The 24,927-nt window shown below is 48.2% G+C and carries 26 protein-coding genes, 8 pseudogenes and 1 riboswitch; of the genes and pseudogenes, 22 read left to right on the top strand and 12 right to left on the bottom strand.

Annotated elements, in window-relative coordinates; genetic code table 11:
- Positions 1–10 precede the first annotated feature (10 nt).
- Positions 11–454, bottom strand: coding sequence for a YueI family protein (locus JCM17471_RS01520; protein WP_054776548.1), 444 nt, complete (start codon positions 452–454; stop codon positions 11–13).
- Between the two features lie 82 nt (positions 455–536).
- Here JCM17471_RS01520 and JCM17471_RS01515 point away from each other — a divergent pair, with 82 nt between their 5' ends.
- The 13 genes and pseudogenes from JCM17471_RS01515 (at position 537) to JCM17471_RS01460 (ending at position 12,737) form a co-directional block, all read left to right on the top strand.
- Positions 537–1,145: a DUF1054 family protein gene (locus JCM17471_RS01515; protein ID WP_054776547.1), complete on the top strand. Its 609-nt coding sequence runs from the start codon at positions 537–539 to the stop codon at positions 1,143–1,145.
- Positions 1,146–1,188: 43 nt separating this feature from the next.
- A complete protein-coding gene (locus JCM17471_RS01510; protein WP_082395148.1) occupies positions 1,189–2,091 on the top strand; it encodes an ADP-ribosylglycohydrolase family protein in 903 nt (300 codons plus the stop codon).
- Positions 2,092–2,113: 22 nt separating this feature from the next.
- Positions 2,114–2,354: pseudogene (locus JCM17471_RS01505) on the top strand (YdeI/OmpD-associated family protein).
- A gap of 105 nt (positions 2,355–2,459) precedes the next feature.
- Positions 2,460–4,993 (top strand): annotated as a pseudogene (locus JCM17471_RS01500) (M1 family metallopeptidase).
- Positions 4,994–5,131: 138 nt separating this feature from the next.
- A riboswitch (FMN riboswitch) is annotated at positions 5,132–5,265 on the top strand.
- Positions 5,266–5,377: 112 nt separating this feature from the next.
- A complete protein-coding gene (gene ribD, locus JCM17471_RS14820; protein ID WP_225354068.1) occupies positions 5,378–5,953 on the top strand; it encodes a bifunctional diaminohydroxyphosphoribosylaminopyrimidine deaminase/5-amino-6-(5-phosphoribosylamino)uracil reductase RibD in 576 nt (191 codons plus the stop codon).
- Positions 5,929–6,447 (top strand): RibD family protein, encoded by a 519-nt coding sequence (locus tag JCM17471_RS14815; RefSeq protein WP_225354077.1) that lies wholly within the window; start codon positions 5,929–5,931, stop codon positions 6,445–6,447. The genes ribD and JCM17471_RS14815 overlap by 25 nt, the downstream gene beginning before the upstream one ends.
- Positions 6,428–7,018 (top strand): riboflavin synthase, encoded by a 591-nt coding sequence (locus JCM17471_RS01490; RefSeq protein ID WP_054776545.1) that lies wholly within the window; start codon positions 6,428–6,430, stop codon positions 7,016–7,018. Before JCM17471_RS14815 ends, JCM17471_RS01490 begins: the two co-directional genes overlap by 20 nt.
- Positions 7,019–8,233, top strand: a pseudogene (gene ribA, locus JCM17471_RS01485) (GTP cyclohydrolase II).
- Between the two features lie 34 nt (positions 8,234–8,267).
- Entirely contained in the window at positions 8,268–8,690 is a 423-nt protein-coding gene (ribH, locus tag JCM17471_RS01480) for a 6,7-dimethyl-8-ribityllumazine synthase (protein WP_054776544.1), read from the top strand.
- 667 nt (positions 8,691–9,357) lie between these two features.
- A pseudogene (locus tag JCM17471_RS01475) lies at positions 9,358–11,256 on the top strand (heavy metal translocating P-type ATPase).
- A 27-nt stretch (positions 11,257–11,283) separates the two neighbouring features.
- A pseudogene (locus JCM17471_RS01470) lies at positions 11,284–11,510 on the top strand (heavy-metal-associated domain-containing protein).
- A gap of 10 nt (positions 11,511–11,520) precedes the next feature.
- Positions 11,521–11,970 carry a ferritin family protein gene (locus tag JCM17471_RS01465; protein ID WP_225354067.1) on the top strand — a complete coding sequence of 150 codons (450 nt, stop codon included), beginning with the start codon at positions 11,521–11,523 and terminating at the stop codon, positions 11,968–11,970.
- Positions 11,971–12,077: 107 nt separating this feature from the next.
- Positions 12,078–12,737 carry a Crp/Fnr family transcriptional regulator gene (locus JCM17471_RS01460; RefSeq protein ID WP_054776543.1) on the top strand — a complete coding sequence of 220 codons (660 nt, stop codon included), beginning with the start codon at positions 12,078–12,080 and terminating at the stop codon, positions 12,735–12,737.
- A gap of 70 nt (positions 12,738–12,807) precedes the next feature.
- On the opposite strand, the pseudogene JCM17471_RS01455 reads toward JCM17471_RS01460, so the two are convergent.
- The 7 genes and pseudogenes from JCM17471_RS01455 to JCM17471_RS01430 all read right to left on the bottom strand — a co-directional run bounded on the left by JCM17471_RS01455 (position 12,808) and on the right by JCM17471_RS01430 (position 17,890).
- Positions 12,808–13,322 (bottom strand): annotated as a pseudogene (locus JCM17471_RS01455) (TMEM175 family protein).
- 129 nt (positions 13,323–13,451) lie between these two features.
- Positions 13,452–14,760: pseudogene (locus tag JCM17471_RS01450) on the bottom strand (MFS transporter).
- 16 nt (positions 14,761–14,776) lie between these two features.
- Positions 14,777–15,019: an NADPH-dependent FMN reductase family protein gene (locus JCM17471_RS14810; RefSeq protein WP_263849359.1), complete on the bottom strand. Its 243-nt coding sequence runs from the start codon at positions 15,017–15,019 to the stop codon at positions 14,777–14,779.
- Positions 14,986–15,447 carry a hypothetical protein gene (locus JCM17471_RS14805; RefSeq protein ID WP_225354066.1) on the bottom strand — a complete coding sequence of 154 codons (462 nt, stop codon included), beginning with the start codon at positions 15,445–15,447 and terminating at the stop codon, positions 14,986–14,988. Before JCM17471_RS14805 ends, JCM17471_RS14810 begins: the two co-directional genes overlap by 34 nt.
- 190 nt (positions 15,448–15,637) lie before the next feature.
- Entirely contained in the window at positions 15,638–16,489 is an 852-nt protein-coding gene (locus tag JCM17471_RS01440; protein WP_147660972.1) for an aldo/keto reductase, read from the bottom strand.
- A gap of 51 nt (positions 16,490–16,540) precedes the next feature.
- Positions 16,541–17,389, bottom strand: coding sequence for an aldo/keto reductase (locus JCM17471_RS01435; protein WP_054776542.1), 849 nt, complete (start codon positions 17,387–17,389; stop codon positions 16,541–16,543).
- A gap of 78 nt (positions 17,390–17,467) precedes the next feature.
- Complete coding sequence (locus JCM17471_RS01430; protein WP_054776541.1) at positions 17,468–17,890, bottom strand: MerR family transcriptional regulator; 423 nt, start codon at positions 17,888–17,890, stop codon at positions 17,468–17,470.
- Between the two features lie 153 nt (positions 17,891–18,043).
- On the opposite strand from JCM17471_RS01430, the gene JCM17471_RS01425 reads away from it, so the two are divergent.
- Genes JCM17471_RS01425 through JCM17471_RS01420 form a run of 3 tightly spaced genes read left to right on the top strand, consistent with a single transcriptional unit; the run spans position 18,044 to position 19,163 of the window.
- On the top strand, positions 18,044–18,352 hold the full coding sequence (locus JCM17471_RS01425) for a flavodoxin (RefSeq protein WP_054776540.1): 309 nt from the start codon (positions 18,044–18,046) through the stop codon (positions 18,350–18,352).
- Complete coding sequence (locus JCM17471_RS13805; RefSeq protein ID WP_156321546.1) at positions 18,349–18,495, top strand: hypothetical protein; 147 nt, start codon at positions 18,349–18,351, stop codon at positions 18,493–18,495. Before JCM17471_RS01425 ends, JCM17471_RS13805 begins: the two co-directional genes overlap by 4 nt.
- A gap of 14 nt (positions 18,496–18,509) precedes the next feature.
- Positions 18,510–19,163, top strand: a complete 654-nt coding sequence (locus tag JCM17471_RS01420; RefSeq protein WP_054776539.1) for an NAD(P)H-binding protein — start codon at positions 18,510–18,512, stop codon at positions 19,161–19,163.
- Here the strand turns inward: JCM17471_RS01420 and JCM17471_RS01415 are convergent.
- Positions 19,160–20,056 carry an SDR family NAD(P)-dependent oxidoreductase gene (locus JCM17471_RS01415; RefSeq protein ID WP_054776538.1) on the bottom strand — a complete coding sequence of 299 codons (897 nt, stop codon included), beginning with the start codon at positions 20,054–20,056 and terminating at the stop codon, positions 19,160–19,162. The two genes, JCM17471_RS01420 and JCM17471_RS01415, sit on opposite strands and share 4 nt — an antisense overlap.
- A gap of 72 nt (positions 20,057–20,128) precedes the next feature.
- Between JCM17471_RS01415 and JCM17471_RS01410 the strand changes: the two genes are divergently transcribed.
- The 6 genes and pseudogenes from JCM17471_RS01410 to JCM17471_RS01380 all read left to right on the top strand — a co-directional run bounded on the left by JCM17471_RS01410 (position 20,129) and on the right by JCM17471_RS01380 (position 23,514).
- On the top strand, positions 20,129–20,500 hold the full coding sequence (locus tag JCM17471_RS01410; protein WP_054776537.1) for a MerR family transcriptional regulator: 372 nt from the start codon (positions 20,129–20,131) through the stop codon (positions 20,498–20,500).
- Positions 20,500–21,382 (top strand): annotated as a pseudogene (locus JCM17471_RS14800) (LysR family transcriptional regulator). Before JCM17471_RS01410 ends, JCM17471_RS14800 begins: the two are co-directional and overlap by 1 nt.
- A 119-nt stretch (positions 21,383–21,501) precedes the next feature.
- Entirely contained in the window at positions 21,502–22,032 is a 531-nt protein-coding gene (locus JCM17471_RS01395; protein ID WP_054776536.1) for a flavodoxin family protein, read from the top strand.
- On the top strand, positions 22,019–22,438 hold the full coding sequence (locus JCM17471_RS01390) for a cupin domain-containing protein (RefSeq protein WP_173578925.1): 420 nt from the start codon (positions 22,019–22,021) through the stop codon (positions 22,436–22,438). Before JCM17471_RS01395 ends, JCM17471_RS01390 begins: the two co-directional genes overlap by 14 nt.
- A complete protein-coding gene (locus JCM17471_RS01385; RefSeq protein WP_054776534.1) occupies positions 22,438–22,770 on the top strand; it encodes a carboxymuconolactone decarboxylase family protein in 333 nt (110 codons plus the stop codon). The genes JCM17471_RS01390 and JCM17471_RS01385 overlap by 1 nt, the downstream gene beginning before the upstream one ends.
- Complete coding sequence (locus JCM17471_RS01380; RefSeq protein WP_054776533.1) at positions 22,771–23,514, top strand: SDR family oxidoreductase; 744 nt, start codon at positions 22,771–22,773, stop codon at positions 23,512–23,514.
- Positions 23,515–23,581: 67 nt separating this feature from the next.
- Here the strand turns inward: JCM17471_RS01380 and JCM17471_RS01375 are convergent, their stop codons facing one another.
- From JCM17471_RS01375 to JCM17471_RS01365, 3 genes are read right to left on the bottom strand one after another with little or no spacing between them, the layout of a single operon-like run.
- Positions 23,582–23,812: a hypothetical protein gene (locus tag JCM17471_RS01375; protein ID WP_162208328.1), complete on the bottom strand. Its 231-nt coding sequence runs from the start codon at positions 23,810–23,812 to the stop codon at positions 23,582–23,584.
- The gene (locus JCM17471_RS01370; protein WP_054776531.1) at positions 23,809–24,333 is read right to left on the bottom strand and encodes a hypothetical protein; all 525 of its coding nucleotides are present in this window, start codon (positions 24,331–24,333) and stop codon (positions 23,809–23,811) included. Before JCM17471_RS01370 ends, JCM17471_RS01375 begins: the two co-directional genes overlap by 4 nt.
- The gene (locus JCM17471_RS01365) at positions 24,326–24,814 is read right to left on the bottom strand and encodes a MarR family winged helix-turn-helix transcriptional regulator (RefSeq protein WP_054776530.1); all 489 of its coding nucleotides are present in this window, start codon (positions 24,812–24,814) and stop codon (positions 24,326–24,328) included. The genes JCM17471_RS01370 and JCM17471_RS01365 overlap by 8 nt, the downstream gene beginning before the upstream one ends.
- Positions 24,815–24,927: the final 113 nt, after the last annotated feature.

The following is a 24,927-nucleotide window of genomic DNA, read 5'->3' as shown; positions in this document are numbered from 1 at the left end:
TGCGGTATACTTAGTCAAAGAGATGGAAAATATCGTGTGAGTGAGGTTTGTCATCCTTAGGCGTAGGTGCGGATTCGGGAAGCGAGATATCATCTTGGTTGATGGCGTCTTTGGCCACAATCAAGAGTCCAGAGCCAGCAGGGTCAAGATTTGCAGTGTCATCACTGATCAATGTGAACGGCATGTTGTTGGTATTGACCAATGTGATGAATGGCGCCGTGATGTCAGGAGACAACTTACCGTTGATCAACACTTGGTAGTCCTTATTCAGATACTGGTTAATTGCGGCTTTCAGAGCAGGAAATGTCGTTGATGCCGCAATTTCTTGATTGGTGATGCGCAGGGCAACTCGTTCGCGCAAGGAACCGAGGTATTGCCGGCGTTCGTCGGGATTTGTCTGAGGCGTGCCATACAATCCTTTACTGATATGTGATTGCAATTCATCATCTGCCATGATAATTCCTCCTTGTTGCGATGCACATGACGCGCATCGCATCGTGATCTGTGTTCAGTATACCATGAAAGGGAGTGCACGCGTGTTTACAGCGGCTGACTTTACAATCTTTGAAGATCCAACGCTTTCGGGGCGGTTGGGCAAAATTCAAACGCAGCTGGACCCCAAGTTTGTTCAATTTGGTCAAGAGGTGTTGACGCGGTGGGCCAATCAATCCGACTTACCCCCACAATATTTTCATATGGCCAAACATTTGCGGCGCCATAAGAATCCACCGGTGGATACCTGGTTGGCGCTCTCGCCGAATAAGCGGGGCTACAAAATGGGTCCCCACATCGAGGTTGGTTTCTGGGATGACCGGCTATTTGTATGGGCGGCAATTTTAGGTGAGACCAAGGCAACGGCGTATCGGCCAAACTTTGAAATGCTTGAGGAACCAATCTTGGCGCTAAGTGACACCATGGTGCTATCAGGTGATCACACCAAGAAAACAGGTGTGCCGCTGACTCAGGCCAATTTTGACTTCTTGCGGCATCGGTATCTGACGACAAAAGCGGGCGAGTTCATGGTGGGCCGCTTGATTATGCAAGATGATCCCTTATTTACCCATCCTGAGCAATTGTGGCAATCACTTCATGCCACCGTGGATGCACTATTACCGGTTTATCAGCAGATGCAGGGGGCGATTTAGTGCTAACAGCCAAACAGATTAAACAAGGTATCATCAATGGTTTGTGGCGGACGCGCTCGGCGTGCCAGTTGAATTCCAGCAACGGGGCAGTTATCACGTCACGCAGATGCAGGGTTATGGCACCTATCAGCAACCCGCGGGCTCTTGGTCGGACGATTCCTCTTTGACATTAATCCTTCTGGCCAATCTGGTTCAAGCGGGGACAATGCACGACATGATGCGCAAAATGGTGACCTGGTTGACTCAAGATGCCTATACGCCAGCTCAACTAACTTTTGATGTCGGTCATTCAACCCAAGTGGCTATTCAACATTTCATGCAGGGCAGTGAACCAGAAATGGCCGGAGATGCAAGCGAGATGGGCAATGGCAACGGGGCACTGATGCGCATCGCACCCCTTGCCATTGTGTTGGAAGATGAAGCGGATCTGAACACGCGGTTTCAATTAATCCGTGACACGACATTCATCACGCATCGGCATCCACGAGCGCTCATCGGTAGCGTCCTCTATGTGGAGTTGCTGCGGCATCTATTGTCGCAGTTGCCACTCGAAACCGCGTTGCAACAGGCGTTTTTGAGTGTGCAACAACTGAGCTTGCCCCGCGCTGAAGTCGCGCATTATCAGCGTCTGCGACAACCAGATTTCTGGGATATACCCGAACAAATGATTCATTCGTCCGGGTATGTGGTCGACTCACTTGAAGCAGCCGTGTGGGTGGCAGGTAACGCTGACTCACTGAAAGACGCCATGTTAACGGCCGTCAATCTCGGGGAGGATACCGATACGATTGCCCAGTTGAGCACCATGATTTATTGGGCGCAACATCCCGATGCCGTGGCACCAAAAGAATGGGTTGATCACCTCATCTTACCAACCAATGCCGAGCACATTATCGATCAATTCGCCCAAAAGTATGGCGATTTCGGTCGCTCGAATAAATTCTAAACAATTAAAAGGAGTTTTTACTATGGCTCAAAAACCATTAGCAGATTTTGAAGTTGATATTCCCAAAGTGAGTGCGTTACTCGCGGACAATCAGGAGATGCAGGCTTTCTTTGATGCGCTCACCCCAGGGTATCAGCGTGAGTGGGCACGCTTTATTTTGGTAGCGCCACAGAAGCGACGAAAGCACGTCACATCGAAGTGATGCAAACCGTTTTGCGGCAGGTTACAAGTCAAAGCGGGCTTACGATCAGCGCGATAGGTAAGCCAGCAGGACAGACGCTTTATTTCGGTCAGAATCAGCGAAATAATCCCCAAAGTACCTGATTTGGCGTATAATGAGACTATTCTAACAAAACAGGGGGAAAATCATGGCAGCTTTAACACATTTCTATCAAGCGTTCCAACCATCGCACTACAACGTGTACTTGGATATCAATCGTGAGACCAAGCAATTCGGTGGTACGACGACCATCACAGGGACGGCCACAACGACCAATATCGCGATTCACCAAAGGATTTGCAAATCGGTAGCGTCAAAGCCGATGGCAAAGACGTGCCATTCACCATGGATGTGCCTGCTGATGCGATTCGCATCACATTGCCAGAATCCGGTGAAGTGACCCTTGAAATCACTTATACCGCACCACTGACAGATACTATGATGGGTATTTATCCATCCTACTATCAGGTAGACGGTGTGAAAAAACAGATTATTGGAACGCAATTTGAAACCAACTTTGCGCGCCAGGCTTTCCCAAGTATTGATGAACCTGAAGCTAAGGCCACCTTTGACCTTGCGATTAAGTTCGATGAACAACCCGGTGAAACCGTCTTGAGCAATATGCCAGAGAACCACGTTGACAATGGGGTGCATTATTTCGACACCACCGTTCGGATGTCGACCTATCTGGTGGCCTTTGCCTTTGGTGATCTGCAGAGTAAGCAAACCAAGACCAAGAGTGGAGTGCAAGTCGGCGTCTTCGGCACAAAGGCTCACCCAGCCAAGGATCTCGACTTCGCTTTGGACATTGCGAAGCGGTCAATCGAATTCTTTGAAGACTTCTACCAAACGCCTTATCCATTACCACATTCATGGCAATTGGCACTGCCCGATTTCTCCGCTGGTGCGATGGAAAACTGGGGTCTGGTGACTTACCGGGAAGCCTACTTGCTGCTCGATCCTGACAACACCTCGATGAGTGTGAAGCAGGTTGTTGCGACTGTGATTGCGCACGAACTGGCACACCAGTGGTTTGGCGACTTGGTCACAATGAAGTGGTGGGATGATCTCTGGCTCAATGAAAGTTTTGCCAACATGATGGAATATGTCGCCATCGATGCGATTGAACCTGACTGGCACATTTGGGAAACCTTCCAAACTTCCGATGTTCCGGCTGCATTACAACGGGATGCGACAGACGGCGTGCAATCGGTCCATGTGCAGGTTGAAAATCCGGCCGAAATCGATGCCTTGTTTGATGCCGCTATCGTCTACGCTAAGGGGGCACGGATGCTGGTGATGGTGCGTGCCTTAATCGGGGATGACGCGCTGCGGGCCGGTTTGAAGGCTTATTTTGCCGCACACCAATTCGGCAATGCCACAGGGGCTGACTTGTGGGCAGCACTCGGTGAAGCATCCGGCATGGATATCGGTGGCATCATGCAATCATGGCTTGAACAACCGGGGTACCCAGTTGTGAATGCGGCGATTGTGGATGGCCAATTGACACTGTCACAGGAACAGTTCTTTATCGGCGACCACCACGCGTCTACGCGCAAGTGGCAGATTCCGCTCAACAGTAATGCACCTGATGCACCGGCCATTATGACTGAAAAGACATTGACATTGGGTGACTACGCGGCATTACGTGAAGCAATCGGCGCACCGTTCCGCCTGAACATCGGCCACAACTCGCACTTTATCGTGAAGTATGATGACACCTTGATGGCTGATATTTTGGACCATGTGGATGAACTGGATGCCATCGATCAATTGCAATTGCTGCAAGCACAGCGCTTGTTGGCTGATGGTAACCAGATTTCGTACGCGGATGTTGTGCCATTGTTGCCTCACTTTACAGGCAGCCATGCCAATGTTGTGATTGACGGCTGGGTCACCGTGGCCACCAACCTGAAGAAGTTTGTCACGGCGGATTCGCCAGAAGAAGCGCACTTACGTCAATTGTTCGATCAATTGAGTGCTGAACAGATGCACCGCCTCGGCTTAACGCCTAAGGCTGGTGAATCCAACGATGATCAATTGAGTCGGCCAGATATTTTATCAGCCGCTTTGTATGGGCAAAATGCGGACACCATCGCGGCTGTGCATGACCTGTTTGTCGCTCATCGGTCAGACCTGACCACCTTGCCTGCTGATATTCGCGGCTTGGTTATCGCAAACGAGGTGAAGCACTTCGGTTCTGCTGAGCTGTTTGACCAATTGTTAGCAGCTTATCGCGACTCTTCAAATGCCAGCTTCAAGGGTAACTTGGTCGGTGCGCTCACTGGCACCCCTGATCAGGCGCTGATTGCGCGGTTGATTGACGCGTTCGAAGATGCTGACACCATCAAGCCACAAGATCTGCGTGGTTGGTTCCGTGGCGTCTTGGCCAATGACGCTGGACAACAAGCCGCTTGGGACTGGATTCGAAACGACTGGGCTTGGCTTGAAAAACGGTCGGTGGGGATATGGAATTCACCACTTACATCACCGTGATTGCCGGTATCTTCAAGACACCGGAACGCCTGCAAGAGTTCAAGACGTTCTTTTGAACCTAAGTTGCAGACACCAGGCTTAACACGTGAAATCAAGATGGATATCAATGTGATTAGCAGTCGTGTGGCGTTGATTGAAGCTGAAAAGGCTGCGGTGAACGCGGCAGTCGCAGATTTCATTCAATAACGCGTAAAAAATAATCACAGCGGTCCGAGAGGTGTTATATCGCCATTCGGACCGCTTTATGCGTATCATCAGTTCTCTTTATTTGTCGCGACCTTGCTTTTTAAAATGTGTTTTGTATGATGAACGCGTTAACTGAATAGATTTCTTCGGGGCAGGGTGCAATTCCCGACCGACGGTAACAACCTGAGTGTTGAAGTCCGTGACCCGCGTTTAGCGGTGGACCCAGTGTGAGTCTGGGACCGACAGTATAGTCTGGATGGGAGAAGAAATAACTGATAATTTCGTACCGTCAGTGCGCACTTTTTGGTGCTCACACTCTCGGATGGGATCTTATTTAGCTTTCAAATTTCCGCCCCGCATAATTATTTGTGGGGCTTTTGTGGGGTGAGTGAGATTACAGATTCAGAATATATGGCGCTGGCTGTTCAGGCCGCGCAGAAGGGAAATGGCCACACGTGGACGAATCCAATGGTCGGGGCCGTGATTGTCAAACAGCAACACGTTCTGGCAGTCGGCTATCATCATCGCTTCGGTGAGGCACACGCCGAAATCGATGCATTGAATCAGTTGGCAAGCTCAGCTGATGCGCGGGGTGCAACCATGTACGTCACGCTTGAACCGTGCAGTCATTTCGGCAAAACGCCACCGTGTGCCAAACGACTGGTGAGTGTTGGCTTACGCCGCGTGGTGATTGGCCAAATCGATCCGAATCCACTGGTGGCAGGCAAGGGCATTGCGATTTTGCGTACAGCTGGGATTGCAGTTGAGATATTAGCGACCACGCAGGGCTTGAACCCAGCCTACAATTTCTTTTATCAGCACCAGCGGCCACAAGTCACACTGAAGTATGCGATGAGCTTGGATGGCAAAATCAATGCGGCACAAAAGCACGCAGTTATCTCACCGGACCAGAGGCTTACCGAGATAGCCAGCAACTGCGGGCAACGCATCAGGCTGTGATGGTGGGTGAACACACCGCATTAGTGGATGATCCGCAATTAACCGTGCGAGAAGTCCCCATTGATTGGCCACCGATTCGCGTGGTGTTGTTGCACGATGCTGCAGAGCTACCAGCGGATGCCAAGTTGTTTGAACAACAGACACCGGTATGGCTGTTAGCGGCAACAGATTCACGGCACCAATGGCCGGATTTTGTTCAAGTGTTTGTGGGCGAATGGTCACCAGCGGCCGTCATGGCTTTGTTGCAACAACAGGGTATTCAGTCGTTATTGATTGAAGGTGGCAGTCGCATCCATGCTGACTACTTAGCGGCCGGGTTCGCTGACCACATGATTGTCTATGTTGCTCCCATAATTCTGGGTGGTCAGGGACTACCCGCCATATGGAGCGACCAAGGCAAAGCGGGAACGTATCGCTTGGTGAATCAAACCAAATTGGGATTAGACACACGATTTGAATTGAGGAGGACATCAGATGTTTACAGGCATTATTAAAACAATGGGGCGCGTCATCGCGCTCGACCGCAAGCAAGACACGGCCATGATTACCATCGCCACACCATTGACGCACGAGATTCATAGCCAAGTCGGTGAAAGCATCGCAATCAACGGTATCTGCCTAACGATTACCGCGCTTTCTCCGCAAGGTTTCAGCGCAGAGGTGATGCCAGAGACCATGCGGCGCACCAATCTCGGCACATTACAACTGCAGTCAAAGGTCAATTTGGAACCAGCATTGCGCGCAACGGATCGGCTCGATGGTCATTTTGTTTTGGGCCATGTTGATACCACAGCGCAGGTGATTCGCCGCATCGTGGATCAAAATGCCTTGACACTGACTTTCCAAATCGATCCGGCACAGCGCGCCGCGATTGTTGAGAAAGGGTCGGTCGCCATCGATGGTGTGAGTTTGACCGTGACAGCGGTGACTGATGATACGTTTAGTGTGAGTCTCATTCCGGCAACCCAGCAAGCGACGACACTCGGTCAATTGCAACTGGGTGATGAGAGCAATATTGAAACGGATATTTTGGGTAAATATATTCTGGCACGGGAGGCGGTCTGAATGATGAAAAATGATGTGACAACCCACATTGAGCGTGCACTGGCACAACTGAAGCGCGGGGGTCTCGTGATTGTGACGGATTCCGATCACCGAGAGGCAGAAGGTGATATGGTCGGGTTAGCTGAAGCAGTCACTCCGGCTGCAGTCAATACGATGGTGACGCACGCGCGCGGCTTATTGTGCGTGCCTATGACGGAAACGATTGCGGACCAGTTAGGTATCGAGCCGATGGTGAGTCACGCGACGGATGCCTTTGGAACGGCGTTTACTATCAGTGTGGATGCCAAAACGACAACGACCGGCATCTCGGCATTCGACCGAGCCAGGACGATTCAGCAGTTGGCGAATACGCAGGCGACAGCGGCCGATTTTTATCACCCCGGCCACGTGTTTCCGCTGATTGCCAAACCTCATGGAGTGTTGCAGCGTGCGGGCCACACCGAAGCGGCAGTCGATTTGGCTAAGCTCGCGGGGATGCGGCCTGTCGCCTACATCACAGAAATCCTCAAAAAGATGGCACCATGGCTCGACGAAAGGATCTCAAACCTTTTGCAGAAGGCATGCAACTGCCAATGATTACCATCGAAGAGATTAAGCGATATCGCTGGATGCACGCGATTGATGCTGCAGAAGCGATGACCAAGGTGCACCTGCCAACCAAGTATGGGGACTTCATGCTCGAATCCTTTGAGACACCTGACCAAGAAGAGCCGACGCTCCTCATTACAAAAGGCGAGCTGCAGCCAGATGAGCCACTATTGCTACGCGTGCATTCGGAGTGTTTAACCGGTGCGTCTTTGGCTCATTGCGCTGTGATTGCGGCGAGCAGCTTGAGCGCGCCATGCAGCTGATTGAAGCTGAGGGTCACGGCGCCATTTTGTATCTTCGCCAAGAGGGTCGCGGCATTGGGCTGGCCAATAAGTTGCGTGCCTATCAGATGCAGGAACAGGGATTGGATACCGTTGAGGCAAACGTGAAACTCGGCTTTGCGCCCGATGCCCGAGATTACGGGCTTGTCGCGGCGATTCTTCACCAAAACATATTCGACAAGTGCGGTTGATGACGAATAATCCAGACAAAATCAATCAGTTGACGGCATTAGGCGTCGACGTGATTGAACGCGTGCCACTCGAGATTTCGGCGAACGCAGTGGATGCCGGCTACCTGGCAACCAAGAAACACAAGATGCAACACCTACTCAAGGAGGTCGACTAATGATGCAAGCACAGTTACAGGGACAAGGTAAAAAATTGGCATTGTGGTGGCTCAATTTAACGATTTGGTCACAGATCGCTTACTCAACGGAGCCACCAATACGTTAAACCAATTTGGCGTGGCACCTGCTGATATTGAAATTATCAAAGTGCCGGGCGCCTTTGAGATTCCCCGCATGGCACGGATACTGGGTGAATCAAAGCAGGTCGATGGTGTGATTGCTTTGGGGGCCGTCGTTCGCGGCGAAACCCCTCATTTTGACTACGTCTGTGACGCAACCGCTCGCGGGATTGCCGAGGTCAGTCTGAATGGACCGGTGCCCGTGATGTTTGGTGTGTTAACCACCGACACGATGGCACAAGCACTCAATCGCGCTGGCGGTAAAGGCGGGAACAAGGGCAGTGATTGCGCAACGGGTGTGCTACAAATGATCTCGCTGCAGGCACAAATGGCCTAGATTTTTACTATTGCTTAACGAAAGAGGAGGATGTGACAAAACCGTGTTCTGTCACACCCTCCTTTTCAATTTCCGAACAAAATAGATTAATCGTGTTCCAAAAGACTGAGAATTCCGGTTAACAAAGAAGTGTGCGAACTCGCGCCCAGCAACTGAGCACCAGCATGGGTTCGTTTAATTGGCGGCCTCTGCCAATAACGAACCAAGCTGGGCGCAAGTTGTTGCGAGTTCAAACACGTTAAGGATTGATTCAAAGCCTAAGTTCGGGCTTTAGCATCAATCCCTGTTAATCCTCATTCTCAAAGCGTCTTTTGTCACAACTTTTTCTTGTCGGAGCGTTGTTGCCAATAAGCGACCCCATACATAAAACCAAACAGGGCGAGGGGCATGAAGATTGGAAAAATGATTAGCTGGGTGTTGAACGACCAGTGATAGGTATCTGCTAGCTTGAACAACAGGAAATTAAACGCGATGGATAGCAGAGCACCAATAAACTAAACGGCATTTTTTTATTTTTCATCTTTTGCTCCTTCGTAGTGGGAAAGTCGACTTGAAATCTTCACGCTTAGTATAAGTCATTATTTTGTCAGAAGCGCTGTTCTTGACCGGCGTCAATTCTTTTTGCGATCAGGGCTTCTACAATGAAAGCATCAAGGAGGAATGGCTTATGAAATTACAACAGCAGCTTCAAAAGCATCGAACGGATTTAATCATCGCAGTCGGTGGTTTGGTGCTCATCGCGCTTGTCAGCCGGTATGGCTTCAACTGGCAACTCGGTTATACGGTCGCTATGTTTATCGCATCCATCATCGGTTTCATTCCCATCGGCTTACAGGCTGGGTCGGCGTTACGCGTGAGGGTGATCAGTATTGACTTACTTGTCAGTATTGCAGTGATCGGCGCACTGGTCATCGGTGAATATAATGAATCCGCCATTGTGACCTTTCTTTTTTACTCGGGGCATTGTTAGAACAGAAAACAATGGAAAAAACGCGTTCCGCTATTGGTGATTTAACCCAGATGGCGCCTGCGCAAGCCTTACTGGTGACCACAGACGGTGTTGAGAACGTCGATATCGATTCGGTGGATGAGGGCGATGTGATGCTGGTCAAAACGGGTGCACAGGTTCCTGTTGATGGCATCGTCACTAAAGGCAATGGTTATCTGAATGAAGCAAGCATTACCGGTGAGTCGGCCGTCATGACCAAAACCATCGGCGACCATGTCTTTGCCGGTTCAATCCTGGAGAATGGCACGATTGAAGTTCAGGCGGAAAAAGTTGGTGAAGACACCACATTTGGGAAAATTATCGAATTGGTTGAAGAAGCACAGGATACAAAATCCAGCGTTGAACGCTTCATCGATAAGTTCGCCACATACTATACGCCAATCGTCCTCTTGATTGCCCTGCTTGTCGGTTTGGTGAGTCGCGATGCGCGGTTGGCAATTACGATTTTGGTATTGGGCTGCCCTGGAGCGCTCGTCATCGGGGTACCGGTGGCAAACGTGGCTGGTGTCGGTAGTGGCGCCAAACTGGGGGATTCTGCTCAAAGGGGGCGAGGTGATGGCCACTTTCAAACATGTGGATACTTTTGTTTTCGATAAAACGGGGACATTGACCTATGGCACACCGCGTGTGAATGCAGTCAAGCACTATCGCGAAGATCGTGATGCCGTGCTTCAGGCAGTGGCTAGCATTGAAAGTGAAAGTGACCATCCCTTGGGTCAAGCGATTATCAACTTTGTCGATGCACCCGCTCAAACGGTATCCGAAACCCAGGTCATCAAGGGCATGGGGGTATCCGCGACTGTTGGAGGGATCAGTTATCTGGTCGGCAATCTCACACTGATGGCCAAGTATCATGTCGCCATCAGTGCGGCACAGCAACAGGACGTTCAAGCGCTTGAAGCTGCCGGCCATTCGGTGGTCTTGGTTGCCCAAAACAACCAACTTGCGCTGGTACTGGGTATCAAGGATCAATTGCGGCCAGAAGTGAAAGCCAGTCTCAATGAGTTGCGGCAGATGGGTGCCAAACAGTTGATCATGTTGACGGGTGACAATCAGGCGACTGCCGATCTCATCGGCCAGGAACTCACGCTGGATGTGGTGAAGGGCAATCTCTTACCTGAAGACAAGGCTGCGTATGTCCAAGCGCTTCAAGACGCCGGCCATACGGTTGCTTTTGTGGGTGACGGTATCAATGACAGTCCCTCCATTGCGCGAGCAGATATCGGGATTGCCATGGGTAGTGGCACGGATGTTGCGGTTGAAACCTCGGATGTGGTGCTGATCAAGTCCAATTTCCATCAATTGGTGACTGCGTTTGGCCTAACCAAGAAGACGGTGGCCAACATGCAGGAAAATATTGTTCTGGCGCTGGCCACGGTGGCATTGCTCTTTATTGGTTTGGTGTTAGGGCTTGTCAACATGGGCAGCGGCATGTTCATTCATGAATTCTCAATTCTGTTGGTCACAGCCAATGCATTGCGCTTATTATTATCGACCTCATCTAAGCAAAAACTTGACCAGCGTCAATTACTCAGCGAGACATCCCGGCTAGACTGAAGGTAATCAAGAGAGGGGATTTTAAAGATGGAAAAAGCAATCTTACAATTAGGGGCATTAACGTGCCCAAGCTGCATGCAAAAATTGAACACGCGGTTGCCGGCCAAAACGGTGTTGCCTCAGTCAAAGTCCTGTTTAATGCCAGCAAGGTGAAGACCGAGTACGATGCCAGTGTGACATCCGCAGATACACTCAAGCAGGCGATTGAACAGTTAGGTTACGAGGTCCAAAACGTCAAGGTGAAGGCCATCTAGGGGGAAGAAGATGCAAACAGCAGAAACGTTATATCAAGCGGAACAAAAACAGGTCGATACGGATCATCACACGCCAACTGCTGGCGCGATGACCGGGCATATCCTGAGCAATTTGCATATCCAACAAAATAAGCTCAACCAGGCCCGGTTTGCATTAAAGGGTGACGCTAAGGTTTTTGCGGATGGTGAGATCACCGCCATGTATCATCGTGAGCGGGCCCTATTTGACGAATTGAATCAATTGATGTTAGATGAAGGAGAAACGATTCCAACGACGACCCAAGAATTCTTGGATTATACGTTTCTCAGTGAGCAGGGCCAGCTGAAATTTGAATCAACAGCTACCATTCTTTTTGAGATTGTCAAAGATTGCGATGCCCAGTTGATGTTTGTGACGCGGGGCATTGCGCTGGCTGACAAAGAAAGTAAATTCGCGCTGGCCGCCTTTTGCGCCAGTTAGATGGGTGGCTGAAACATCAAATGCGCCAGATTCAAGCGTATTTGGGCCACAGTGTGCGTGAAGGCTTGGATGAAGAAGACGATGACGAGTAGATAGGAGACTTGACCATGACCGACCAACATCGCTGTGTGACACTTGTGCCATTATTTAACCACCTGCCTGATACAGACCAGGCACGGGTCAATCAACTCGTGTCGCATCAGACCGTCAATAAGGGTGAACAGATTCTTGCGCCTGACAGCGATCCGCGGTTGGTCATTGTGGCTCGCGGCAGTATGAAAGTCTATCAACTCTCTGCATCCGGTCGTGAGCAGTTACTACGTGTCGTTGAACCGGGTGGCTATGAGGGTGAGAATGTTTTGTTTGGCGCCCGTAATGAGAACCTGTTCAGCGAAGCACTGCAGCAAACGGAAGTCTGCGTGTTACGCCAAGATGATTTTCAGGCGCTCTTACTCAAATATCCGCAAATCAGCCTCAAATTGCTCGAAATCAATGCCAATAAAATGATGGGCGTGGAACAGCAAGCACAGTTCCTATCGATGGCGCGCGTTGAAGAGCGGTTGGCGAGCTATTTGTTGGATCTAGCTAAAGCTTCCGGTAGTAGCCGTGTGCAGATTCCAATGAAGATGCGCGAGCTCGCCACTCATTTGGGAACGACACCAGAAACCCTATCGCGCAAGCTCAAACAGTTTGCGGATGCGCAATGGATTGAACGCGATCATCAGACTATTATCTTGAGAGATGAAACAGCGTTAGAGGAGATATAAACCATTCAGACATTTAAAAAGGACCGTAGCAAAACCAACTGGTTTTGCTACGGTCCTTTTAAGCTATCATTCATTTGTCATGAGTATTGATACCAACCAGAAGTAAGGTGCTAGCCAGAAAAATCGCAATCATCATCGCTGGCGGATAGACCGTGATGGCAAGAATTAACCCAATGATTTTGAGCCCAAGATCGGCATAAACCACCCAATCAGCGGTGCGATACAGGAGACCAAAATGTGCAGCGGCGTTAATGTGATCGAGATTTCTCGAGAGAGCAACATTGCAGAGTGAAATGATAATAATAATCAGGCCATAAAAGGCTTGTGCCACGCTATTATTGAAGTTCTCTGATACAAAGCTCGTGGTGTAGGGAAATAACGAAGTGAAGAATAATAGAACAAGCGTCAACATCACTGTGGTACCATTGATTGTTTTAACATGGCGCCAGTTGTTGTGGTGTGAGACCCACATCAGACCAATCCAAAAAATGACAATGTGTAAGCAAAGAAACTCGCATGTAGCTGCCACAATCCCGCTAACGTCGGTGTTTCTGGTAATTTGAGGTCCAATACCAAAATTGTCATAATAATGGCCAAAATAGCATCCTCAAAAGTGGTTAACCGTTCCTGATTCATCCATAAAACCTCCAAATTTACTGTCTTATTTAGTATACAGCTCATATTTTTATGGGGGTTTTAGGTTCGTATTCGGCTTTATTGATTGGTCGCTTTATGGCCATCCACGAGGAACAGAACAACAACAACCGCGATCAGCGTAAAGCTCAACATCAACCAGAGCTCAGTCTGAAAGACACTGGTCATGGAGACAATAATTGACAGGCCAATTGGGCCACCGATTTGGTGCATTGAGTTGGTCACGCCACTCGCAATACCCGCCATCTCGTCGGGCGCTTCGTGAACACCGGCCGATGTGACAGGCGCCAAAGTCAGTCCTTGACCCAAACCGAGAATCAACATGGGTAAGAGAATTGTTTGCCAGTAGCCATTGGCAGAATCAGAGAGCGTGAGGATCAATAGCCCGGCAGCCAAGACAATTTCACCGACCAGTAAAATGCGGCCGTTACCAAATCTGTTTGTCAGTCGAGGTAACCAGAGCGCCACAACGAAATTAACTAGCGTCATGGGTAAAAATGCTAAACCTGATTCAAAAGCAGAAAAGCCGTATTGATGCTGCATCATTTGGGGCAGGAAATACCAGAATGGTAGCATTGTCATCATGAAAAGTAGGCGTGTGATGTAAGCACCGGAGCGGACTTTGTTTTGAATAGCTGCAGGGGCAAGATGGGATATGTGATACGATTTTCGTGGTAAACAAACACAATCAGCAATAAGAAGCCGATCAGGATAATCCACCAGTTTTGTTCCGTGAAGCCATAAATAATGCCACCTAAAGCGAGAATGGAGTAGAAGCTACCCCGATAGTCGATTTTTCGGGCTTTGTTGGTGAGGGCGCAATGTACTTTGCGGTCAGAATAATCAAGACTAACGTAAAGGGAACGTTAATCAGAAAGCCGGCCCGCCAAGAAATTAAACTGGTCAAACCACCACCGATGAGTAAGCCAACACTTGAACCGATACCAGCCGTGGCCCCGTAGTATGAGATGGCCTTTTGGCGAGTTTCGTTCTTGTAGGCGTCCATAATCAGAGCCAGCGTGGTTGGCGCAATGATGGAACTACCAATCCCTTGCAAAGCCCGCATGGCAATCATCATGGTACTGGATTGGGCTAACCCAATCACTAATGAACTGAGACCGAAAATACTTAGCCCAATTAAAAAGATCCGTTTGCGACCCAGTAAATCCGATAAGCGCCCACTGAGCAGTAAAAAGCCACCAAATGTGAGTGTATAGGCACTGGAAACCCAGGAAAGAGCAATAGCCGAGAGGTGCAGGCTTTGGCCAATTTCAACTGAACTTGTGAAAATAATGGAATTATCCATCAAAATTAAGAAGTAAGCGAGTAGTGTCACGGGTAAAACAATCCCGAATTTTTGTTTATTCAACCTGTCATCATCCTTTTTATTGTTGTTGGTTAATGCTAGTTAGCCAAGTGCGAATTTCTTTTGAAACGGTTACTCGACGATTACCCTTGATAGCGAGTAAGATCCCGTTAATTTCTTCGCCGCCTTTGATTGAGAAGCCCTTCAAAACACGTGCCCCGGAAGTCCCTTGTTTGATCTGAGTGAAGACCGAGCCAACGCCGTAGCCCCCATTTGTGTTGAACGGAATCACGGTTTTACCAGCGAAGTCATTGTTGGCCATGAAAGAAACGACGGCCTGTGGCAATGCCATATTCCAAGTGGGGCTACCAATAAAATACGATCATATTGCTTGAGGTCAGGTAGGTTTGACTTCAATGCCGGTTTAACCGATTGTTCTTGTTCACGGGCATTCTGTTCGACTTCAGCACGATAATTACTGGGACGAGAAGTCTTGGTTTCAATTTGGGCGAGATCACCACCAACTTCCTGCTGGATCAGCTCTGCCACTGCTTTTGTGTTACCTGTCCGTGAATAATAGACGATTAATGTTTTCGGTGCTTTCATTCTTTGACCTCTCTTTTGTACGTTTGATGGTTTTGGTGTATTTGTTGAATCAGCTGTTCTGAAGTGAACGAACAGCGCACCGCCAATGACTGCAAGCAAGATAACGACGATAATGCCAGCAATCCATTTGCTTGTTTTTGACATCTTATTTTGTGCCTCCTTTTGACTTGATTGACTCAGCTTAAACCTTGAAGCTGACTTCAACGCAAGCGAAAACTCCCAAAAATTTAACAGTGCTATTTGACGCATAAAAAAGAATGCGATGACGACATATTTGACGTGTCATCGCATTCTTTTTGCGACCAAACTGATTAATGGTGGGTTTTGAACACCATTACTTTTTCCATGAGCCACCTAAGCGAACAACATAATCAGGATCACGGTGATCAGAGAAGGCGGACTGCTTCATATCGAGTGCCGCAATGGCAACCATTTCCTCGGAAGTGAGTTCGAAATCAAAAATGGCAATATTTTCAACCATCCGATTTTTATGCACAGATTTCGCTAAACTGACGATGCCACGTTGATAGAGCCAGCGAAGAACGACTTGGCCGACGCTCTTATTGTGCTTCTCGGCAATTTGGCTCAAGACAGGGTTAGTAAAGAGATCGTGGCGGCCTTCTGCAAAGGGTGCCCAAGCTTCAGGCTGAATATTCAATTTGTGCATCCATTCAATTTCATCATCTTGTTGATTCCATGGATTGACCTCAATCTGATTCAATTCAGGAATGGTGTCATTATGTTGCGCCAAATCGACAAATCGGTCCGCATTGAAATTTGAGATCCCGATGGCACGCACCTTACCAGCAGCCTTGAGTTCTTCCATTGCCCGCCATGAGGCATAAACATCACCATAAGGCTGGTGGATCAGATAGAGGTCTAAATAGTCCAGGTGAAGCTTATCCAGTGATTCCTGGAAGGCTTTTTTGGTTGCATCATAACCTGCGGCGCTAATCCAAACTTTGGTCGTGATGAACAAATCTTTACGATCGACAGGGCTTTCTTGAATCGCTTCACCAACTTCAGCTTCATTTCCGTATGCTTGGGCAGTGTCAATTAATCGGTAACCAGCATCGATGGCATCGAGGACAGCTTGCTTGGTCTCGCCGTTTTCAATTTGAAAGACACCGAAGCCAACAGCGGGCATCTCAACATCGCCGCTCAATTTGAAAGTTGGAATTGTCATTTTACATTACTCCTTTGTTAATCATCGTAGTCAGCTAAAAATCAGACTGTGTTAGACACCTAAATGCCGACTAGCCATCCACTTGATCATCTTTGGATCACTGTGAGAGAAGAACTGGCTCTCGCCTTCATTGAGTGTCGCAATCTGTGCCTTGTCATCATCGGTGAGGGTGAAATCAAACACATCCAAATTTTGCTTCATCCGTTCTGGCTTGGTGGACTTGGCCAATACGATGATGCCTTGTTCAACTAACCAGCGCAGAATGACTTGCGCCACGGACTTGTTGTATTTTGCGCCAATCGCTGTGAGGATTGGATTGCTGAAAATATCATTTTTACCTTCAGCAAATGGTGCCCATGCTTCAATCCCAATACCTTCTTCGCGAAGGGCAGCAATGTTAGTTGCTTGTTGTTGGAAGGGGTTGATTTCAATCTGGTTGATTTGTGGCGTGACTTGGTTAAATTCAGCCAGATCGACGGCACGATCGACACCAAAGTTAGAAATCCCGATGGCGCGGACCTTGCCAGCTTTTTGTAACTCTTCCATGGCGTGCCAAGCACCGTAAACATCGTTATAAGGTTGGTGTAACAAGAGCAAGTCCACATAATCGAGGGCGAGTCGCTTCAAGGAGCGTTCAAAGGAGTTCATGACACCGTCGTAGCTTGTGTTTTCAACCCAAATTTTGGTGGTGACAAATAATTCTTTGCGATCGATACCAGAAGCCTTAATCCCGCGACCAACAGATTCTTCGTTCAGATAACTCTGAGCGGTATCGATGTGGCGATAACCAGCCGCAATCGCATCCCGCACGGCAGCTTCGGTATCTGCATCAGGAATTTGATAGGTACCAAAGCCTAAGATAGGCACTTCGACGCCATTATTTAATTTAACAGTTTGCATAGATATAACCTCCATTAATTGTCTGACTCAATTCAACATCACTGACTTTAAACCTTGAAGTCAACTTCAAGGCAAGCATTAATTTGAAAAATCTTTCTTCCACAGTGGTTCGACGTCGTCAGAATCGTCGGGATCGAGGAACTTAGCAATATGCGAATCATAGGAATCAATTTTATAGACTAATAGATTGCGCACTTTCTGCATTTCTGCCAATTTCTGATCCAGTTCTTCCAATTGTTCGTTCAGAATATCTTTTTGGGCGCTTTGATCTGCGGGTGTGCGTTCGCCCTGAGCGAGATGAGAAAAATCAATCAAGGATTCAACGGAGAGACCCGCCGCGCGTAAGTTTTTGACCAAATAGATCCAGTTCAAATCACGTGTGGTGAAGTCGCGATAGCCACTTTCGTTTCGCGTTACCGGCGGAATCACACCGACTCGTTCATAGTAGCGAAGCGTATCAGTGGTCAAATCAAACATTTCAGCCGCTTGTTTAATGTTCATAAAAACTTCCTTTCAAGCAGAACTCATTTAATGACCTTACTATAAACCTTGAAGCGCACTTCAAGGCAAATAAAAGTTTTTAACGTGAGAACTTGCGTTGAAGTCGACTTCAAGGTTTACACTGGTTTTGTTGATCAGAAAGGTGGGATAACGATGCAAGATACGCTTGTTGTGTATTTTAGCGCGTCTGGGACGACTAAACGTGCTGCCGAAACGCTGGCCAAATTATTAGGCGCCGACATTGCGCCCTTACAGCCGGTGGAGGCGTACAGTCAACAATACGACCAGATTGTGGCCCGTGGTGAACAGGAAAAAGATCAAGATAGTCGACCTGCCCTCGAACCACTCAGTGTCAATCTCAAGCAATACCGCACCATCTATGTGGGATTTCCAACATGGTGGTCACAGCCGCCGCAAGTAATTGATACGTTTTTGAAACGGTTCATCTGGCGGATAAGTTGATTGTGCCATTCACAACCAGTATGACTAGCACGATTAATGATAGTTGGGCAACGTTGCAACAACTCGCAACGACTGCGCAAGCTTCACTGCAACCAGGATTGACCGCTAATTCGACAGCGGCCATCCGCGAATTTATTCAATAGAGGAGAGTTTATCGATGACAAAACTTGTTATTTTTGCTGCTAATGGGCAGATTGCCCGCATTGTGACGGACCGAATTTTAAATGAAAAGGCATTTGCTGATGTTGACTTGACCTTGGCACTGCGCAACAGCCAACGTTTGTCAGACCTTTCTGGCCAGCCACGTGTCCGCATTCTCGAAACAGACCTGACCAAGGCAGCCGATGTTGATGCAGCCATTAAGGGCCAAGACATGGTATTTGTCGCCGTCGTTGATCACACGGCCGACAATACGATGACCAAAAATGTGATTGATGCAATGAAGGCTGAACATGTTAATCGTGTGATTTCGACCAATATTCTTGGTATTTATGATGAAGTTCCCGGTGAATTCGGTCGCTGGAATCATGAACAAGTGGCTTCCGGGTTAGATGCTGCGCGTGAATCTGATCGCTTGTTGGCAGCTTCTGGACTTGATTACACCACACTGCGCTTGCCATGGCTAAATGATCGTGATGAGGTGAAGTATGAATTGACTCATCGCAATGACACATACGTGGGTGTTTCTGGTTCTCGGCAAAGTATTGCCGATGTTGTGCTGCGCATTGTTGCCGACCCAGCATTTGCTTCAAAGGATAGCTTAGGCATTGCCGATCCTGCAACTCAAGGTGAAAATCGTCCTGTTTATTAATCTATTTTGTTCGGAAATTTAAAAAGGAGTTTGTGCCACCCCAAAAACGGGTGGCGCAACTCCTTTTTATGCTGAAGCAGCAAGCAATTGCTGTGCAAGTGCCAAGGTGTATTTTTGTTCCAAGGTACCAATCGCGCTTTATCATCGTAGAAAGATCCCGATTGTTTTGCGAAAGCGGGCTCGAGTGCGAGTCGGCTGCCGACATTTGAATTCTTGGTGGAGAAGCGGGCGAGAATTTGACCCAGCGCCTTGAACCACAAATTGCTTTCAGCGCCATAGCTTGAGTCTGGCACGTTGCCTGGGTGAAAGAGGTTAACGGTAATGGTTGAATTTTGCCAGTGATCTGCCAGCCCGCGCACCATCAACACGCGGGCTAACAGTGTATCTGTGGAAACCCGGTTGCTATTGTAGTCTTGGACTTTGGGATGCAGTTCAGGCAGATGGGGTGTGATATGGTTAACGATGGTCGGCAAAGCACCTACGACGAGCACCCGGCTTTGTGGTGCAGCAGTTAACAGAGGCTCGAGGGCGGTAATGAGCCAATAATGGGCCCAATAGTTGATGACAATATTTAAGTCGAGCTGATCAGCAGTTTCTTGGTAATGGTTAAACAGACCGCCCATTGTCGTGACGAGGATATCGATATGATCGATTCGTTGGCTTAATTGGGTTGCGAGCTGATTAATATTTTGTCGGCGGCTCAAATCAGCTTGGATGAATTCAACTTCAGCAGTGGGTGCCTCGGCCTTAATTTCTTGAAGTGCGGTTTCACCTTTTTGTGAATTACTACCAATAATGATGACATGAACCTGTTTCTTGGCAAGGTCAATCGCGGTCCGTTTGCCAACACCGGATGTTCCGCCAGCCACAATGGCAATTTTTGTATTAGTCATATCAGATGCTCCTTTGTCTTTACTGGCATTCAGTGTAAACTATGGGGTGGACCCCATAGCAAGGAGAAAATAATGACTTATTCAACAAAACAGGTTATGGCAATGACAGATCTCAGTAAGGATGCGCTCCGCTATTATGAACAAATCGGCATTTTAAATCCCGTGGCTCGTGATAAGAATCGATACCGGATGTACTCAGAAGATGATGTCACCTGGCTTCAAATGGTGAAATTGATGCGCTCGATGGGTGTCAAAGCGGAATCTTTCATCGGGCAGCAGGGTAGCACATTGGCAGAAAGACGCGTGTTTACGGCGCAGTATCAACAACAAGTGCGGCGTCAAATCGAACAGTTACAGCGAATTGATCGCCAATTAACTGAAAAATTAGCCTTCTTAGATCACTTACAAACAGGTGCCGACGTCAAAAACGAGGAGGCGCGTTAATGGAACTACACACATTACGATATTTTTGGACCATCGCGGAAGAGGGCACCATTTCGCAAGCGGCCACTGTCTTGCATCTCACACAACCAACGCTGAGTCGGCAATTGCAGGCGCTTGAAACCGAACTCGATACGGCATTATTTGTTCGTGACGGCCGGCAAATGCAACTCACTGAAGCAGGCTTGTTGTTAAAGAGCCGCGCTGAAGAAATTTGGCGTTATCAGATGCGACAGTGAATGAATTTGCCAAGCGCAAATCGGCCTTATTCAGTGGTCACGTCTCGATTGGGTGTGTGGAAGCCGATAACTCAGATACCATGGCACTGATGCTTGAAGAGCTGGTTGGTGATTATCCAGAAGTGACCTTCAATATCTTTACTGGCACAAGTGACATTATTCAAGATCAACTGGATAAGGGATTGCTCGATCTGGCCATCTTGCTTGAGCCTGTCTCAAAAAAGAAGTACAACACGCTGGTGTTACCGCGGCGAGAACGGTGGGGATTATTGACGTCTAAAGGTAGCTTTTGGCGACCAAATCAGTCATCAACCCAATTGATATTCAGGGCATTCCGCTGGTATTATCGCCGCGGCCAGAAGTTCAGCAGCTCATTGCCAGTTGGGCGAATGTCGATTACACCAGTCTCAATGTGATCGGAACCTTCAACTTAATTTTTAATGTCTTACCCATCGTCGCAAATCAAACGGCGGCAGCGTTGGCGGTTGAAGGTGCGGTGAAAAACCGGATGAGCGATGATTTGGTTTTCATTCCCACGGAACCACGGATCGAGACCAATTGTGTCTTGGTTTGGCGACAAGGGCGGGTTATCACACCGGTTGTTCAGGAATTGATTACGCGATTTGAGCAAGCCTTTGGTCACTAATCAATGCTTAAAAGGCATATTAACTAATTTTATAAGTATTAGACGTATAGTTGATGCGACTGTATCATGATTCTCGTAAAGAGAAACGTGATGCAGTTTTTTGTGAGCGGAGGTGAGTGATGGTTCAGATTATTTATTTTTCCATACCAGGTGAGACTTGGCATTCCGGTGAAATAATCGTTCAGATTGCGGGCAACACGCAAATGGTGGCGGAGCAGCTCGGGCAACTATTAAATATTGCGCCAGAACCGATTCAACCGAAAGTAGCTTACCCCAAAGATTACGCCGGCATCACCCAGCGAGCGACAGCGGAGCAGTCCAAATGGCCGAAATTGCAACCGGGACCCACCGTTCACAGTGAGCTGATTTATCTCGGCTTTCCCAACTGGTTTGGTGACGTGCCACCGTCAGTAAAAAGCTGGTTGCAGCAAAACGATGTGAGACCAACCAAACTACGCGTCTTTGTCACGCACGAAGGAAGTGGCTTGGGCCATGCTTTGACGAGTATTCAGGCCTTAGCACCTCAAGCCATCATCGAGCCCGGGCTTGCCATTCGTGGTGGCCGAGCCAACCAGGCACAATTGGCATTGCAGCACTGGTTACTAGCACTCGAGATTAAAACAAAGGAGAAAAATGATGACAGAAGATGAAATGATTCAACAAGGTGTGATTTTTCCACGCGGTCCAGAGAATGTGAACTTTGCAAAATTTTTTACTGGAACGAGCTATTTGCAAAACTTGGTCTCAGATCCTGAAGTGAATGTTGGTGTGGGGGTCGTTACTTTCGAACCAGGAACACGCAACAATTGGCATATTCATCACGACGGCTATCAAATTTTGCTGGTCACGGCTGGCAAGGGCTGGTATCAAGAAGAAGGTCAAGCGGCACAACTGCTAAAGGCCGGTGATGTCGTGGTCACGCACGATGGGGTGAAGCATTGGCACGGGGCAACCAAGGATAGCTGGTTTGCGCATATTGCGATTACTGCCGGCACACCAGAATGGTTAGAACCCGTCAGTGATGCCGACTACAATGCCTTAAAGGAGGAAGCCTAATGGTTCAAAAACAAACGGCCGGTCGCGATCAACTTGGCGACTTAGCGCCACAATTCGCAGCCCTAAATGATGATGTGCTTTTCGGTGAGGTCTGGGCCAAGGAGTCCGAACTTTCAGCTCGCGATCGCAGTCTGATTACCTGTGCGAGTTTGATGAGTCAAGGCTTATTCCCACAACTTGAAGCGCACATGAAGCTGGCAAAGACAAACGGGGTGACCAAGCAAGAAATGGTGGCGCTCGTCACACATTTGGCCTTTTATGCCGGTTGGCCCAAGGCTTGGTCTGCATTTGATTTAGTTAAGGCAATTTATACAGAAGAAGGAGACAAATAAATGACAGTTAAAAATAAGGTGGTTGTGATTACCGGCGCTTCTTCTGGTATCGGAGAAGCGACGGCAAAGTTGCTCGCTCAAAACGGCGCTAAGGTCGTGTTAGCAGCGCGCAGACGTGAACGACTGCAACAAATCGTTGATGATATTGTGAGCGCTGGCGGTGAAGCGGTATTTGCACAAACGGATGTGCGTGATGCGGCAGAAGTTCAAGCGTTAGTTGACTTGGCAATTTCGACCTATGGGCAACTTGACGTGATATTTAACAACGCCGGGATTATGCCGAGTTCACCAATCAGTGCATTGAAGACGGACGAGTGGAACGATATGGTCGATATCAACCTGAAAGGTGTTCTCAACGGCGTGGCAGCTGTGATGCCAATCTTCACCGCTCAGAAGTCGGGGCAAATTATCACAACATCATCAGTTGCGGGCATCAAAAGCTTTCCTGGTGCTGGTGTGTATGGCGCCACCAAGTTTGCCGTGCGGAATCTAATGGAAGTGATTCGCATGGAAAGTGCACAAGAAGGGACCAATATTCGTACGGTCAGCCTGTATCCAGCGGCGATTAATACCGAACTCTTGAAGACAATCACGGATAGCGATACCGCGGCAGGCATGAGTGAGCTGTATCAACAAGTCGGAATTGCACCAACCGCGATTGCCGATGTGGTCAATTTTGCGATTGACCAACCCGAATCAGTGAACGTCAATGAGTTCACGATTTATCCCACCAAACAAGCGTAGACAAAAGGAGTTGCATTAAAATCAGTTGGTTTTAGTGCAACTTTTCTTTTACTTGTCCTATCGGTACCTAGTTCACAATATCATTGAGCCACTGACGAAATTCGCAAGCCAAGTGATACTGGTGATTCTGAATAATGCTGTTGGGTAAGATGGCTGGAAATTCCACGAGGGCTTTGAAGCGGAAGCCGTCCCCCTCGTCCTTGATTTGGTGTCTGACCCCGCCAATGATTGTGCCATCCGCTAATCGTGCTGTACCGGCAGCTTGTACGTGATAGCCTTCACTCAATCTTGATTTCAAGCCACTTTCATCGCCATAATGAGCAAAAAGAGATTCGGTAATGGTGCACCACCAGTAATTTCTAACACCTCTTGAACGTTTTGACTCGGACTGAGGAGCACAAAATGATCCGGATTAGTCGCTAAATTCATGTATAAATGTTCTGGCGTATTTTCCAACATGATGGCGTTAATTTTGTCCATGACCTGATCCGGTGTCAGTGAAGATTCAGAGACAACCAATTCGGTCACGCTATACTTGCGCCGACCAAATGAGAGATACGCTGCTAGTTTAGAGGCCAGATTACCGAAGGTGTAGCGGTTTTTGAAAAGTTGTCTAAAAGTAGCGGGGGATTGACCAGCCTTGAATCGACCCATTACCTGGCGCGCGGCATCAATATTGGGCATCTCAGTGGGATCATTGAGGACGAAACCATGTTGGGTCAGAAACTGATATTCGTGGTTTAAGCGTTTGAACTCCCACTGATCAATTGCTTTTTGGGAGATGGGCTGACCTGCGATAAAGATTTCGATTTTAGTCATCTTGTTGGGCTCCTTTGCTCAGTTGCTGTTGATAGGTGTTAATGCTAGTAGCGATTTTTTCCAAGACATCAAGCATGATGTGAATTTGGTCATCTGAAAAGTGTGTCAAATCCGTTTTGATTGTCTGATAAAGAGCGGTGTGCAGGGATTGGTGGGCCTGATCGACAGTCTTACCGCTATCGGTGAGTGAAATGAGTTTATTTTTCTTATTATTAGATGCTTGCGAGATTGAGATGAGATTTAAGGCCTTCAATTTAGTCAATTGTTGCGAGATATTACCCTTAGTGACGCCCATCTTTTGCGCAAGGTCTGTGATTGTTGATGCCGGGAATCTGCTGATTGTATCAATCAAATGCAAAGCACTCGTGCTAATACGCACTGTGTCAGTAATAGCGATAGGCTTTTTTTGTATTTGTGTCAGTTCATTGTTGATTTTTAAAAAAGTTGCTACGAGTTGATCAAATTCATCCGCTGTTGCCAAACTAATAACCTCCCCAGTTGTTCTCCGTAAATAGTATAGTACTAAACAAAAATATGCAAATAAGCGGTTTTAGGCCGCAAAAAAAGACTGGCCGACAATCTTTGCGGATTGGG

Origin of the sequence: Lacticaseibacillus saniviri JCM 17471 = DSM 24301 (genome assembly GCF_001311785.1) — a bacterium.
Taxonomy (GTDB): Bacteria; Bacillota; Bacilli; order Lactobacillales; family Lactobacillaceae; genus Lacticaseibacillus; species Lacticaseibacillus saniviri.
This window is presented reverse-complemented; position numbering and strand designations above follow the sequence as displayed.